Annotated in this window: 12 protein-coding genes; 5 read left to right on the plus strand and 7 right to left on the minus strand. The window is 74.9% G+C overall.

What is annotated here, in order from left to right; translation table 11 throughout:
- Positions 1 to 2 precede the first annotated feature (2 nt).
- The 4 genes from BLP29_RS04395 to BLP29_RS04410 all read right to left on the minus strand — a co-directional run bounded on the left by BLP29_RS04395 (position 3) and on the right by BLP29_RS04410 (position 5,387).
- The gene (locus BLP29_RS04395) at positions 3 to 1,568 is read right to left on the minus strand and encodes a sugar ABC transporter ATP-binding protein (protein ID WP_165839275.1); all 1,566 of its coding nucleotides are present in this window, start codon (positions 1,566 to 1,568) and stop codon (positions 3 to 5) included.
- The gene (locus BLP29_RS04400; protein WP_092800076.1) at positions 1,561 to 2,730 is read right to left on the minus strand and encodes a sugar ABC transporter substrate-binding protein; all 1,170 of its coding nucleotides are present in this window, start codon (positions 2,728 to 2,730) and stop codon (positions 1,561 to 1,563) included. Before BLP29_RS04400 ends, BLP29_RS04395 begins: the two co-directional genes overlap by 8 nt.
- Positions 2,731 to 2,756: 26 nt before the next feature.
- Positions 2,757 to 4,166: an amidase gene (locus tag BLP29_RS04405; RefSeq protein WP_092800078.1), complete on the minus strand. Its 1,410-nt coding sequence runs from the start codon at positions 4,164 to 4,166 to the stop codon at positions 2,757 to 2,759.
- A 150-nt stretch (positions 4,167 to 4,316) separates the two neighbouring features.
- Entirely contained in the window at positions 4,317 to 5,387 is a 1,071-nt protein-coding gene (locus tag BLP29_RS04410) for a GGDEF domain-containing protein (protein WP_243469679.1), read from the minus strand.
- A 177-nt stretch (positions 5,388 to 5,564) separates the two neighbouring features.
- Here BLP29_RS04410 and BLP29_RS04415 point away from each other — a divergent pair, with 177 nt between their 5' ends.
- Positions 5,565 to 7,559: a helicase-related protein gene (locus BLP29_RS04415; protein WP_243469680.1), complete on the plus strand. Its 1,995-nt coding sequence runs from the start codon at positions 5,565 to 5,567 to the stop codon at positions 7,557 to 7,559.
- A gap of 94 nt (positions 7,560 to 7,653) precedes the next feature.
- On the opposite strand, the gene ddaH is transcribed toward BLP29_RS04415, so the two are convergent.
- Positions 7,654 to 8,493 carry a dimethylargininase gene (ddaH, locus tag BLP29_RS04420; protein WP_243469681.1) on the minus strand — a complete coding sequence of 280 codons (840 nt, stop codon included), beginning with the start codon at positions 8,491 to 8,493 and terminating at the stop codon, positions 7,654 to 7,656.
- A gap of 126 nt (positions 8,494 to 8,619) precedes the next feature.
- Between ddaH and BLP29_RS04425 the strand changes: the two genes are divergently transcribed.
- On the plus strand, positions 8,620 to 9,063 hold the full coding sequence (locus tag BLP29_RS04425; RefSeq protein ID WP_092800082.1) for an Lrp/AsnC family transcriptional regulator: 444 nt from the start codon (positions 8,620 to 8,622) through the stop codon (positions 9,061 to 9,063).
- A gap of 84 nt (positions 9,064 to 9,147) precedes the next feature.
- Complete coding sequence (locus BLP29_RS04430; RefSeq protein ID WP_092800084.1) at positions 9,148 to 9,732, plus strand: TetR/AcrR family transcriptional regulator; 585 nt, start codon at positions 9,148 to 9,150, stop codon at positions 9,730 to 9,732.
- 12 nt (positions 9,733 to 9,744) lie between these two features.
- On the opposite strand, the gene BLP29_RS04435 is transcribed toward BLP29_RS04430, so the two are convergent.
- Together BLP29_RS04435 and BLP29_RS04440 are read right to left on the minus strand one after the other, a co-directional pair.
- Positions 9,745 to 10,761, minus strand: coding sequence for a LacI family DNA-binding transcriptional regulator (locus tag BLP29_RS04435; RefSeq protein ID WP_133379027.1), 1,017 nt, complete (start codon positions 10,759 to 10,761; stop codon positions 9,745 to 9,747).
- A gap of 244 nt (positions 10,762 to 11,005) precedes the next feature.
- Positions 11,006 to 11,458: a VOC family protein gene (locus BLP29_RS04440; protein WP_092800088.1), complete on the minus strand. Its 453-nt coding sequence runs from the start codon at positions 11,456 to 11,458 to the stop codon at positions 11,006 to 11,008.
- Between the two features lie 99 nt (positions 11,459 to 11,557).
- Here BLP29_RS04440 and BLP29_RS04445 point away from each other — a divergent pair, with 99 nt between their 5' ends.
- Positions 11,558 to 12,598 (plus strand): helix-turn-helix transcriptional regulator, encoded by a 1,041-nt coding sequence (locus BLP29_RS04445; protein WP_092800090.1) that lies wholly within the window; start codon positions 11,558 to 11,560, stop codon positions 12,596 to 12,598.
- A gap of 708 nt (positions 12,599 to 13,306) precedes the next feature.
- Complete coding sequence (locus BLP29_RS04450; RefSeq protein ID WP_092800092.1) at positions 13,307 to 13,744, plus strand: hypothetical protein; 438 nt, start codon at positions 13,307 to 13,309, stop codon at positions 13,742 to 13,744.
- Positions 13,745 to 13,768: the final 24 nt, after the last annotated feature.

Below are 13,768 nucleotides of genomic sequence, written 5' to 3' on the forward strand. Positions count from 1 at the left end.
GGTCATCGGGGGTCCTGTCGGTCGGGGGTCTCGGTGTGGGCGGCGTGCGCGATGACGTCCTCCTGCAGCTGCGCGCCGGTCAGCTCGGTGCGCAGCCGCCCGCCGCCCACCACCAGCACCCGGTCGCACAGGGCGGCCAGCTCGGCGAAGTCGGAGGAGACGACGAGCGCGGCCCGCTCCCCCTCTGCCACGTGCCGGCGCACCAACGCGTGGATCTCGCGGCGGGCCATCGCGTCGACGCCCTGGCTGGGCTCGTCCAGCAGCAGCACGCGGGGCTCGGTCCAGGTGGTGCGGGCCAGCACCGCCTTCTGCTGGTTGCCGCCCGAGAGGGCGGCGAAGGGGACGTCGGCGTGCGCGGCCCGCACGGCGTACCGGGCGGCGGCGGCCATCGCCGCCTTCTTCTCCGCCCGCCGGGCGACCCCCCACGGCCGCACGAACCGCGGGTAGGCGATCGCCGAGACGTTCTCCCACAGCGGCCGGTCGGCGAAGGCTGCCTCCCGGGCGCGGTCCTCGGGGACGTACGCGATGCCGTCGGCCAGTGCTGCCCGCGGGCTGCGGTGGCCGACCGTGCGCCCGCCCAGCTCGAGCGTGCCGGCGGTGCGCGGCAGCTGGCCGGACAGAGCGCGCAGCAGGCGGCTGCGCCCGGACCCGAGCAGCCCGGCCACGCCGACCACCTCGCCGGGGTGCAGGTCCAGGTCCACCGGCCCGACCCCGGGGAACTCCAGGCCACGGGCCCGCAGCACGGGGTCGCCTTCCCGGTCGGGGGCCGGGTGCGGCACGGCGAGCGCCTCGGCCGAGGCCGCGCCGGTCATCAGGGTGACGATGGCCGCCTCGTCGAGGCCCTCGACCGGGCCGCTGTAGGCGACGGTGCCGTCCCGCAGCACGGTGAGGTCGTCGGCCACGGCCAGCACCTCGGGGATGCGGTGGCTGACGTAGACCACCGCGTGCCCCTCGGCCCGGCGGCGGCGCAGCTCGGCGAGCAACCCGTCGACCTCGTGCCGCGGGAGGCTCGCGGTCGGCTCGTCGAGCACCAGCACCAGCGGCCGGTCGGCCGCGCCGCCCTGCAGGGCCCGGGCGACGGCCAACAGGGTGCGGTCACCCGGGCGCAGCTCGCGCACCCGGGCGCGGGGGTCGATCGCCAGACCGGCGTCGGCCAGCTCCTGGGCGGTGCGCCGGCGCAGCGCCCGCCAGCCGACGATGCCTCCGCGGCCGGGGAAGCCGTGCACCAGGGCCATGTTCTCCGCGACGGTGAGGTCGTCGACCAGGCCGAGGTCCTGGTGCACGAACCGCAGCCCCGCGGCGTGCGCCGCTGCCGGGCTGAACCCGTCGGCGGGGTGCTGGGTCCCGCCGACGGTGATCGTGCCGCCGGGGTCGGCGGAGTACACGCCGGCCACGATCTTCAGCGTGGTCGACTTGCCCGACCCGTTGCCGCCGAGCAGGGCGTGCACCCGGCCGGCCCGCACCTCGAGGTCGACCCCGCGCAGCACGGGGACGCCGTCGAAGGTCTTGCCCACGCCGGACAGCCGCAGGGCGGTGTCCGGCGGGGCCGCGACGGCGGTGTCAGACACCCCAGGCTGCCCGGTAGTCGGCCGCGTAGTCGACCGGGCCGGTGTACCACTCGCCCTCGGCGGGGAGGTTGTTCTCGGCGTCCACCAGCTGCTCGCCGAGGCCGGAGTCGACCACCTGCTCGCCGGCGAAGGCCCGCACGAGACCGTCGACACCGGCGTAGGAGAGCCAGCCCAGCGACTGCCCGACGCACATCTCGATGCCGCCGCCGGTGTGCAGGTAGCCCACCGAGTCACGACTGCACTCGCCACCGGCGACGGCCAGGTCGGTGGTGGCCGAGGTGGTCAGCGCCTGCTGGATGCCGGCCTGCAGCATGAAGTCGACGTCGACGGCCACCGCGTTCGCCTCGGGGTGCTGCAGCATCGCCGTCTCGAACTTCTGCCGGAGCACGGGGATGTCGGCCGGGGTGATCACGACGGTGCCCACGATCTCGCACCCGCTGCACTCGGCGATGCGCTCGTTGAACGCGTCGGCCAGGTACTCGCCGAACGCGACCCCGCGGAACTCGACGTGCACGACCTTGGCCGCACCGCCCGTCTGGGCCACCACCCAGTCCGCGCGCAGCTGACCGGACTTCTGGTAGCTCTCGGCGATCGTGGCGCCGCCGACGAAGGGCACCGTGACGTCGAACATCGGCTGCCCGCCGCCCTGGGTGGGGTCGTCGCAGTCGAACGAGGTCAGCGAGGCGATGAGCACGCCGGCCGCCTTGGCCTCGGCGAGCGCCTGGGCCACCGGGGCGCAGTCGATGGATTCGAGCACGATGGCGTCGGCACCGGCCGCGACGGCTTGCCGCACGCACTTGGCCCAGGCCCCGTCGGTGTTGTTCTGCCCGTCGCACACCTCGGTGCCCCAACCCAGCGACTGCGCCGCCTCGACGGTGGAGTCGGTGAGGTAGGCGAGGTTGGCCACCTGCTGGAAGGCGGAGAGCACCCACACGGTCTTGCCCTCGGCCACGGCCGGGGCGTCGGTCGGGGGCTGGGTGCTGGTGCCCTCGTAGGCGGCGTCCACCGCGGTCATCGCGTCGGCGGCGGCCTGGCTGGAGGCGCCGTCGCCACCACCGGAGCCGCCGCCGTCGGTCGACGACGAGCAGCCGGTGAGCACGAGGGCACCGGCGAGCGCGGCGAGCAGGCCGCGCCCGAGGGGGGACAGGAAGGAGCGCTTCATCGGGTTCCTCTGGGTGGGTGGGCGGATCAGGCGAACGCGGGCGGGAGGGACGTCGTCCAGCCGAAGGCGGGCTCGACGGAGGCGGCCAGGCGCACGAGCGTGGCCTCGTCGAAGGGGCCGCCGACCAGCTGCGCGCCGACGGGGATGCCCTCGGGGGTGCGGTGCACCGGCAGGCTGATCGCCGGCAGCCCGGCGATGTTCACGAACGAGGTGAACGAGATCATCTGGTTCTCGGCGACCCGGGGTCCCTCGGGGTCGGCGTTGGCCTCCTCCAGCACCGTGCCGATGGGCGGGGCGACCGTGGCCATGGTCGGGGTGAGCAGCACGTCCCAGTCGCGGCCCCACTGCGCGTTGACCGCGCGGGTCTCGATCTGCAGCAGGGCGTCGACCGCCGCGTACTCCCCCGCGTGCCGCTCGCGGCCGCGGGCCATGCGGTGCTGGATGTAGGGCTCGGCCAGCGAGGCGTCCTCGTAGGGCAGCACGAGCAGCGAGGCGTTGACGATCACGTCGAGGTACCCGCGGACGGCCGGCTCGGAGTACCCGTGCAGGGTCGCCGGGACGACGACGTGGCCCAGCCGCTCGAGCTCGGCGGCCAGCCGCTGGGCGGCGAGCACGCACTCGGGGTCGACCGGCAGCCCGGTCGGGGCCTCGGTGAGCAGGCCGATGCGCAGCGGGGCCTGGTCCCGGCCGACCTCCTCGGCGAAGGGCCGCTCGGGCTGCGGTGCGGAGTACCAGGCCAGCGGGTCGAAGGGGCTCAGCACGTCGAGGAACGCGGCGGCGTCGAGCACCGAGCGGGTGATCATGCCGTCGGTGACGCCGTGGTCCCAGGCGCCGACCAGCTGGGGCACCCGGCCGCGGGAGGGCTTGAGGCCCACCGTGCCGCAGCACGACGAGGGCATGCGGATCGAGCCGCCGCCGTCGGAGGCCTGCGCCGCCGGGGCGAGGCCCGCGACCACCGCGGCCGCCGCCCCGCCGGAGGAGCCCCCGGCCGTGCGGGACAGGTCCCACGGGTTGGCGGTCCTGCCGTAGCGCCGGTTGTCCGACACCGACATGGGGCCGAGCTCGGGGCTGTTGGAGCGGCCCATGAACAGTGCACCCGCCCGGCGCAGCAGACCGATGCAGAGGTCGTCCTCGGTCTGCACCTGGTCGCTGAAGCCCAGCGAGCCGCGGGTGTTGGGCTGCCCGGCGGCGGTGGTCAGCTCCTTGACCGGGATCGGGACCCCGAGGAACGGGGGCAGGTCGCCGCCCTCGGCGACCTGCTTCTCGGCGGCGCGGGCGTCGGCCATCAGGCGCTCGTCGTCGCGCCAGACGATCGAGTTGACCGGGCCGTCGAGGCGGTCCACCCGGTCCAGGTAGTACTCGGCCACCTCCACCGGGCTGACCTCGCTGCGGCGGATGGCGGCCGCGAGCGCGGTCGCCGTCGTCGTGGGTTCCATGGGTGCTCCTCGCTGGTCGTGGCGAGGAGCATGGCGCGGCGCAGGTCACATGTTCTTGCTCGTCCCGTCAGTTCTCTTGCACGGGACGGCAGGAATCATGACGCAGGCCACACCATCAGCACGGGGCGCGGCGGGCAGCGAGGACAGCGGTCAGCCCGCAGCCACCGCGAAGCCGTCGCGTCCGGCTCGCTTGGCGGCGTAGAGCGCGGCGTCGGCCGCCGAGTACAGGGTGCGGACGTCGACGGCGTGCTCGGGGGCGTGCGCCACCCCGACGCTGACGCTCAGCGGCACCGTGGTCCCGTCCTCCAGCACCAGCGGGGTGCCGCGCACCGCGGCGACGAGGTCGCCGGCGCGGGTACGGGCGACGTCCACCGGGCAACCGGGCAGCAGCACCGCCAGCTCGTCGCCGCCGAAGCGGCTGACCACCGCGTCGGTGCTGCGCACGGCAGCGGCGAGCACCGACCCGACGTGCCGCAGGACGGCGTCGCCCACCGGGTGCCCGTGCCGGTCGTTGACCGCCTTGAAGTGGTCGAGGTCGACCAGCACCAGGGCGGTGCCGGCCTCGGCCACGGCGGTGGACAGCGAGGCGGCCAGTGCCGCGTCGAGCACCCGCCGGTTGACCAGGCCGGTGAGGCCGTCCACGGCGGCGGTGCGCTCGAGCTCGGCCAGCAGCGCGGCGATGTGCTCCATCCCGTGCACCACGAAGACGGCGAGGATGACCAGGCACCCGCAGACCAGCGCCACGTCGACCCAGAACTCGGGCGCGCTCGCGTCGGCCGAGGTGATGAGCAGGACGGCGACCGACGCCGCGCAGGCCAGCGTCGTGGCGGCGATGGCCACGGCACGGCGGAACATGCTGCTGGCGTAGATCACCGGCAGGCCCAGCAGGATGGCCCAGGCGTGCAGGGTGCCGGCGAGGAGCACGGTGCTCACCGCCACGGCGGCGGTCGCGGTGAGCACCGCGGAGGCGACCACCAGGTCACCGGCGACGGTGCGCGCGGGGACCACCCACACGGCGGCGGCGTGCACCGCGAGGGTGGCGGTCAGCACCCAGCCCACCCAGGACCCGGCCGCGGCGGGCAGCACGACCAGCGTGAGGGCCAGCAGCGCCGCGCCGCTGAGCAGCAGGGGGGCAGCGACCAGGCGGGTCAGACCCGGGCGCACCGGGCGCAGCCACGGGACGCCGGGCGCACGGCGGCGCGGGGCGTCGGCGAGGGGCACGGGCGGGACATCGGCGCAGCTCGGCGGGGACTTTCGGGCATGGTGCCGTTCCTCACCCCCCGGAGGGTGGTCGGTGTGGCACGGTGGAGGAGGGCACAGAACGGCCGTGGCCGCTGTTGCCCCTGGCAGGTCCCGAGCGCACCACTGCGCCGACCGCCCCCGGACCCGAAGGACACCGTGACACCTCCCTCCCCCACCGCCCGCCGCCGGGTGCGCACCCCCGGTGACCGCACCTCGGCGCAGGCCACCCGCAACCGCGCCGAGCGCACCGCCCAGCAGACCTGGGTCGACGGCGCCGAGCCGGCCCTGCCGGTGCGCACCGCCCGGCCCGAGCACGTGGTCTTCCACCTCGGCCCGACCAACTCGGGCAAGACCTACGAGTCGCTGCAGGCCCTCGCGGCCGCCGGCTCGGGCGTCTACGCCGCCCCGCTGCGCCAGCTCGCGCACGAGGCCTACGCCAAGCTCACCGCCCAGCTCGGCCCGGGCAAGGTGGGTCTGTCGACCGGCGAGGAGGAGATCGACCCGCACGCGCCGATCGTCTGCTGCACGGTCGAGAAGGCCCCGCCGCGCGGTGAGCTGCTGGTGCTCGACGAGTCGCACTGGGTCGCCGACCCCGACCGCGGCCACCACTGGGCCCGGCTGCTGCTCACCGGCGAGTACCGCGAGATGCACCTCATCTCGGCCGCCGAGGCGTTGCTGCTGCTCAAGCCGCTGGTCGCCGATGCCGAGCAGGTCGTGGTCGTCAACCACAAGCGGCTCTCGCGCCTCGACGTCCTCCCGGCCCCCGTCAAGCCGGCGCAGGTGCGCGAGCAGACCCTGGTCGTGGCGTTCTCGCGCAAGACCGTCTACTCGGTGGCCGCCCAGCTCGACCCGCACCGCAGCGGCAAGGTCGGCGTCCTCTACGGGGCGCTGCCGCCGGCGACCCGGCGCGACGTCATCGCCCGGTTCACCCGCGGCGAGCTCGAGGTGCTGGTGACCACCGACGTCATCGGCCACGGGATCAACGTGCCGGCCACGACGGTGCTGTTCGCCGAGACGCAGAAGTTCGACGGCACCGAGATGCGCCCGCTGCGCACCTGGGAGGCCGCGCAGATCGCCGGCCGAGCCGGGCGCTACGGGCTCACCGGTCACGGCCAGGTCGGCGTCCTGGGTGGCATCGCCGGCCTGAAGCCGATGCCGTCGCTGGTCGCCGCCGGCGCGGCCGTCGCGCGCGGCGACGTCATGAGCGACCTGCCCAACCGCAAGCCGCGGCTGCGCCCCGAGCTCGAGGACCTCGGCGCGTTCGAGGCGGTCGACCTGCCCGAGGCGCTGATGCGCTGGTCGGTGTGGGCCCGCACGGCCACCCGCACCGAGGCGATGACCCCCGACGACGTCAGCGGCCTGGTGCTGCGGGTGCACGCCCTGCTGCCGATGCTGCGCGGCCCGCTGGCCACCGACCTGTGGACGGTCTGGCGCCTGGTCAACCTGGCCATCGACCACGACCCGCCGCGCAAGGTGCGCTGGCTGGCGCTGGCCCGCGCCGCCCTGCAGCACCAGGCCGGGCTGGCCGTGTCGCGCGAGCTCGTGCTCCCCGCCGTGCCGCGCGGCACGACCGTGCAGGAGTACGAGGCCGCTGCCGCGCAGGCCCGCGAGGCCCAGACGCTGCTGCGGTCGTTCCCCGGCGTCGCCGGGCTGACCAGCGAGGACGCCGCCGAGGTCGAGGAGCTCTGCGCGAACCGGATCACCGAGCTGCTGCCCGACGCGATCGCCCTCACCGGCGCGGCGCGGTGCACCTCGTGCGGGGTCGGCATCGCCCCCTGGTTCACCACCTGCCGCGACTGCGGCACCCGCCCGTCGGGCCGGCCGTCGTCGGACCGCCGCCCGCCGCGCGCGTCGTCGGGCCGCTCCGGGGGGACGTCGTCCGGCCGGGGGGCCGGAGGGACGTCGTCCGGCCGGGGTGCCGGAGGGACGTCGTCCGGCCGGGGTGCGGCTGCGTCGTCCGCCGGCCGGGGGGCCGGGGGACGGAAACCGCGGAAGTCCGACGTCGGGGCCGGCGGCCGCACCGACCCGAACGCCTTCGACCGCAGCGCGCGGGGCCGGGGCTCGGACGCCGGCCCCCCGCACGGCGACTCCGCCCGCCCCAAGCACCGCCGCCGCGGGCGCTCCGCCGGCGGCCCCACCGGCGCCCGGTAACGCCCGCCGCCCCACTGTGCAGTTGCGGTCGCCGACACGCGGCGACCCGCCGCGCCGGACGACCGCAACTGCGCACTCGCGCCCGGGGGCGACCTCAGCGCAGTCCGCGCAGCTCCTGGGTGCAGCACTTGACGCTGCCACCGGCCTTGACCAGCTCGTCGAGCTCGACGGGCACCGGTTCGAAGCCGGCGGCGCGCAGGTCGGCGGCCAGCCCGGTGGCGGTGGCCGGCAGCACCACGTGCCGGCCGTCGGAGACCGCGTTGAGGCCGAAGGCCAGGGCATCGGCCTCCGAGGCCTCGACGGCGTCGGGGAACAGTGTGCGCAGCACCTGCTGGCTGCCGGTCGAGAAGGCCCCGGGGAACCAGGCGACGGTGGTGTCGTCGAGCACGGCCAGGCAGGTGTCGAGGTGGTAGAAGCGCGGGTCCACCAGCTGCAGCGAGACCACCGGCAGCCCGAACAGCTCCTGGGCCTCGGCGTGCGCGGCGCGGTCGGTGCGGAACCCGGTGCCGGCCAGCACGAGGTCGCCGACCACCGCGAAGTCGCCCTCGCCCTCGTTGGTGTGCACCGGCTCGTGCACCTCGACGCCCAGCTCGGCGAGCAGGCGCCGGTGCTCGGCGGCCTCGGGACGGCGCTCGGGGTGGGTGAACCGCGCCCCGAGGGCGCGGCCGCCGACGACCGTGGCCCCGTTGGCCGCGAAGACCATGTCCGGCAGGCCGGCGACCGGCGGCAGCAGCTCGACCCGGTGACCCAGGCCCTGGTAGGCGGCGACCAGCCCGGACCACTGGCCCATGGCGAGGTCGCGGTCCACGGGCACGGCGGGGTCCATCCACGGGTTGAGCACCGAGACCACCTCGAAGTGGGTGGGCGGGCACATCACGTAGTGCCGGGTGCGCGCGGTGCGCACCACCTCGGGGGCCGGCTGCAGGACGGTCACGGATCACCTCTCGTCGGACGGACGGCGACCATCGTGCGGTGCGGCCCGCACGCAGTCGATCCCCGTCGAATGCGTCTGCACGACGATCCGTTGCGTACAGAGCGCCCGTGGTGCAATGCTTGGCGCATGGACGTCGACGACATCGACCGCGGCATCGTCGTCGCGCTGCAGCGCGACGCCCGGGCCACCTTCGCCGAGATCGGTGCCGAGGTGAACCTCAGCGCCCCGGCGGTGAAGCGGAGGGTCGACCGGCTGCTGGCGTCGGGGGCCATCCGCGGGTTCACCGCGGTGGTCGACCCGGTGGCGCTGGGTTGGTCGACCGAGGCCTACGTGGAGGTGTCGTACTCCGGGGTGGTCTCCCCGCGTCGGCTCACCGAGGACTTCAGCGGTGTCCCCGAGGCGGTCAGCGCCTGGACCGTCTCGGGGGTCCCCGACGCCGTGGTGCAGGTGCAGACCCGCGACGTCCGGCACCTCGAGGAGGTGCTGCAGCGCATCCGCGGCCTGCCCGACGTCACCGGCACCCAGACCGAGATCGTGCTGTCCCGCCTGTTCCGGCGCACCCAGGACTGATCCGGCCCCGGAGCACCCCCGGGCGGACTTGAACCATGAAGTGGACCTCGGCCGGGTCCGCCGGCCGCCGAGGGGGTCGTCGTCGTGTCCGCTGCTGCACACGTCCGGGACGAGCAGGACCGGAGCCGCGTCGGCCGGCCCCGCGACCCGGCCGCGACCTCGCGGGTGGTCGAGGCGACCCAGCACCTCCTGGCCACCCGGGGGGCGTGGATCACCGTCGACACGATCGCGGCGCACGCCGGGGTCGGCAAGGCCACCATCCACCGCCGGTGGCCGACGATGGTCGACCTCCTCGCCGCGGCGGTGCGGGCGACCGACCCCCTGCCTGTCGCCCCGGGCAGCCCGGGCAGCGCCCGGGCGCAGCTGACCGCGCTCCTGCGCCGGCTCACCGAGTCGCTGCTGCAGGCCGAGCTGGTCGTCGCGGCCGCCCTCACGCGCTCGACCCGCGAACCGACCCTGCACGAGGCGGCCGAGCAGGTCCTGCTGGTCCCCCTCCGGGAACGCGTCCGGGCCGCCTGCGGCAGCGAGGCCGCGACCGCCGTCACCGCGGTGGAGGGGCTGTGGGTCCGCCGGTACCTGCTGCCGGTGGCGCTGTTGGCCGACGCCGAGGTCGACGGCCTGGTCGACGTCGTCCTGCAGGCTCCTGGCCCCGGCCTCCGTGCCTCGTGACCCCTGCAGGGCTCAGGTGCTGCCCCGCACCACGATCCGCGCCGTGTCCACCGCGATGCGCCCGGGCAGCGGCCACGCCGGGTCGGCGACCGCCGAACGGATGATCTCGGTGAACCGGTCGATGAGGGCGCCGAGGTCGGCGCGGACCGTCGTCAGCGCCGGCCGCACGAGGGTGCCGATCGGGAAGTCGTAGGCGCCCACCACCGCCAGGCTGCCCGGGACGGCGATGCCCAGCCGGTCGGCCGAGGAGACCACGAGGGCGGCCACGTCGTCGTCCATGGTGGCCACCGCGGTGACCTCGGGGTGGTCCCGCAGCCACGTGACTAGCGCCTGCTCGGCCGCGTCGGGGTCGGTCGGCACGTCCAGGACCGGGATCTGCGCCTGGCCCGCGTCCGCCATCACCCGCAGCAGCGCCGAGGCCCGGCCGAGGTCGGTGGCGGAGGGGTGCTCGCGCGCCCAGCGCACCAGGCCGATGCGGTCGTGCCCGCGGTCCCGCAGGTGCTGGGCCTGGGTCGCCCCGAACTCCCCGGACCCGAACTGCACCTGCCAGGGACGGAGGTCACCGGTGCCGGCGATGCCCACGACCACCCGCACCCCCGAGCCCTGCAGCGACGCGACGACGTCGTCGTCGACCGGGGTCAGGGCGACCACGCCGACCGGGTCAACAGTGCGCAGCAGCTCGGCCAGCCGGGAGGTGCCCAGCGGGGCCGGCTGCAGCAGCAGGGACAGCCCGACCGCGGACAGCGAGGTGGCCAACGTCGCCATCAGCGCGCTGAAGGTGGCGGTGTAGCCCGTGTCCGGCACGAGCCCGACGACGACGTCGGAGCGCCCGACGCGCAGCGACCTGGCGGCGGCGTTGGGCCGGTAGCCCAGCCGCGCCGCGGCGTCCAGCACCCGGCGGCGCGTGCTCTCGGGGATGCTCTGGCCCGGGGTGTCGTTGAGGACGTAGCTGACCGTGGCCGCCGAGACCCCCGCCTCCCGGGCCACCACCGCACCGGTCACCCGGGGTCGGCGCGGTGGTTGCTCCACGCATTCACTGTGGCACACGTGACGGTGTCGGGGCAGGTCAGGCGCCCGGGCGGGTCCAACTGCATCCCCGCGCCGGACCGGCGTCGTGCACCGACCGCACAGGCAGCTCCCGTTCCGCGGGACGTCGAGACGGTCAGCCCGTCCATGTCCGGTTCCTCCACCTGCCGACAGCCCCGGGTGACGGGTGGAGCGGAGGGGTGCCGCGGCGCAGGTCGGGTGCGCCCGCGCCGCGGCAGGGGCCTGGTCAGGCGGTGACGCTGACGCTCCAGGTCACGCCGAAGCGGTCGGTGAGCATGCCGAAACCGGCGCTCCACGCGGAGGCGGCCAGCGGCTCGACGACCGTGGCACCGACGGCCAGCGCGTCCCAGTACCCCTGCAGCTCCTCCAGACCGGCGGCCCCGATTGAGACGAACAGCGCCTGGTCGGTGATCGTGGTGCCGTTCTCCCGGCGGGTGGACCCCCCGCCCACGAGCGGACCGGCGCTCTCCCCGGGGACGTCGTAGCCCATGACGCGGAAGCCGTCCTCCGCGGCGACGAGACCGAACACGACCTTGTCGGCGCCGGGCACGTCGGCCGGCATCCCGAAGTCGGCGTAGGTGTTCACGACGAGGTGCCCGCCGAACACGGACCGGTAGAACTCCAGCGCCTGCCGGGCATCTCCGCGGAAGTTGAGGTGGGTGGTGGTCTGGATGGTCATCGCTGCTCCTAGGTGATCTCGGCCCGATCGGCTCGATGCACCTAGTCTCGACCCCGTATAGGTCAGTTACTGTCCTAGACCTGATCGAGAGTGGAGGACATGACGACGGCATCGCGCCTGCTCGACCTGTTGTCCCTGCTGCAGACCCGCCGGGACTGGCCGGGTTCGCTGCTCGCCGAGCGACTGGGCACCAGCGACCGCACCGTGCGGCGCGATGTCGACCGGCTGCGCGGGATGGGCTACTCGATCCGGGCCACCATGGGGCCGGACGGCGGCTACCGCCTGGACGCCGGGGCCGAGCTCCCCCCACTGCTGTTCGACGACGACCAGGCGGTCGCGGTGGCCGTCGCCCTGCAGGCCGCTCCCGCCCTGGGGGCGGGGATCGGGGAGGCCGCCGTCCGCGCCCTGGCCACCGTCCGGCAGGTCATGCCCTCCCGGCTCCGGCATCGCCTGGACGCCCTGGAGGTCACCGTGGTCGGTCGCCCCGGAGAGGCCCCCCGGACGGCGGTCGCCCTCGACGTCCTGGTCGTGCTCGCCAACGCGATCCGCGACCGGGAGACGCTCCGCTTCGACCACCCCCCACGCGGCGCCGGCGAGGTCGACGAGCAGCCCCCGCCCCCGCCGCGCCGCACCGAACCCCACCACCTCGTCACCTCGAACGGGCGGTGGTACCTGCTCGGGTGGGACCTCGACCGCGCCGACTGGCGCCTGTACGGCGTCGACCGCGTACGCCCGCGCACCCCCAACGGACCACGCTTCACCCCGCGCACGGTGCCCGGCGGCGAGGTCGACGAGTTCGTGTCCGCCCGCTTCAAGGGTGCGGACACCGACGCGTGGCCCTGCCGCGGCTCCGTCGTCCTGCAGCTGCCGGCCCGCGAGGTCCTACCCTTCGCCGGCGACGGCACCGTCACCGCCGTCGACGAGCACAGCTGCCGCCTCGAGTCCGGCTCGTGGTCCTGGGGAGCCCTTGCTTCCTCCTACGGCCGGTTCGCGGCGCCCATGGAGGTCGTCGGTCCACCCGAGCTCGCGGCCGCCTTCGCGACCCTCGCCGACAGGTACCGGGCAGCCGCGAGGGTGGTGGACGACCAGGCAACAGCGGAGGGCGAGGGATTCGAACCCTCGAGGAGCGTGAACCCCTAGCAGTTCCCAAGAATGCTGATGCTTCTCACGCGCCCTGGGTGAAATGGGGAATCGCAGCTCAGCGCGCTGCGGCTTCCACCGCTGGCGACCGCTTCTGACTCCTTCTCGCCATCCCCACGGGCACGTAGCGGGCACGGAACGCGGGCGGCGAAGAGGCCGCCGAGCTGGGCTCACGCGGCGACACTCGTTCGAGGTGCACCCGGCCGCGGGCACGAGACGCAGCTGTGGCGCGGCCCAGAGCGGGCAAAGCAAGCCCACGCGGTCAGCCCCCAGTGGGCACCGCGACACCGTGTCACCGGCCCAGCCCTCTGTTGCTCATGAGGTTGCGGGTGGTCCGATATCGGTAACCCTCGAAGAGCTGACACGTCACCCGCTCGAGGCTCCGACGCCAATCGTGCGCCTCGCTCACGGGTTTCGGTCCCGCCACCGCAGCGATGAACCTGGCGTTTTGTGACCTGCGGTCGATCTGACCAGTGTCGTGTCACAAACGGGGGTTTCTGGACGTCGACGATGACGCCTGACTACACGCGTCGTCGCGGCAACCCGCTCGGCCGACGAGCCTCCGCGATGGATGCTGACCGATCCGCGAGCCCACGAAGCCAACCCTCACCACCTGCTGGCCGACCACCAGCAGTCCTGACGCCGGGTGGACGACAAGTCGCCCATGGGTACCCTGGTGGGGTATCCGCCGGTGGCAGGAGGTGTGGCATGAGGGCTCGGCTGGGCTGGGCGCTGCTCCTGCTCGCCGCCGTCTTCGCCGTGCACGGCCTGCAGTGCATGGCCGCCGAACCCACAGCGGACGCCTCACCCAAGCACGGCGTCGTCGCCATGCAGATGGCACTCGCCGATGGCCACGCATCCCCTGAGGGCGCCGAGGCCGCGCCGCACGTCGTCCCGTCCGCCCACGCTGCGAGCGGGGACGTACCCGCGGGCCACTCGGCCGCGATGCACGCGCTGATGGTGTGCCTGGCCGTCCTCGCAGGCGGCATCGGTGTCGCGCTGGCCGCACTGGCGGCCTGGCTCGCGCGTGGCCGAGCCCGCTCCATGACCCGGCGTGCAACGACCGCGGTGCGCGCCGTCCTCGATCGGCATCGACCGTCCCTCCCTGCCCCGGAGTTCGCGCGTCTCTGCGTGCTGCGGATCTAGGCCGAACGCCGCTGCGCCCAGCCT

This window comes from Klenkia marina (assembly GCF_900101025.1).
In the GTDB taxonomy this organism is placed as follows: domain Bacteria; phylum Actinomycetota; class Actinomycetes; order Mycobacteriales; family Geodermatophilaceae; genus Klenkia; species Klenkia marina.

Bases quoted from the DNA above. Each gene is read 5' to 3' on its own strand.
- BLP29_RS04400 (WP_092800076.1), bottom strand. From the start codon at position 2,730: ATGAAGCGCTCCTTCCTGTCCCCCCTCGGGCGCGGCCTGCTCGCCGCG.
- BLP29_RS04405 (WP_092800078.1), bottom strand. From the start codon at position 4,166: ATGGAACCCACGACGACGGCGACCGCGCTCGCGGCCGCCATCCGCCGC.
- BLP29_RS04450 (WP_092800092.1), top strand. From the start codon at position 13,307: ATGAGGGCTCGGCTGGGCTGGGCGCTGCTCCTGCTCGCCGCCGTCTTC.
- BLP29_RS04445 (WP_092800090.1), top strand. From the start codon at position 11,558: ATGACGACGGCATCGCGCCTGCTCGACCTGTTGTCCCTGCTGCAGACC.
- BLP29_RS04425 (WP_092800082.1), top strand. From the start codon at position 8,620: ATGGACGTCGACGACATCGACCGCGGCATCGTCGTCGCGCTGCAGCGC.
- BLP29_RS04440 (WP_092800088.1), bottom strand. From the start codon at position 11,458: ATGACCATCCAGACCACCACCCACCTCAACTTCCGCGGAGATGCCCGG.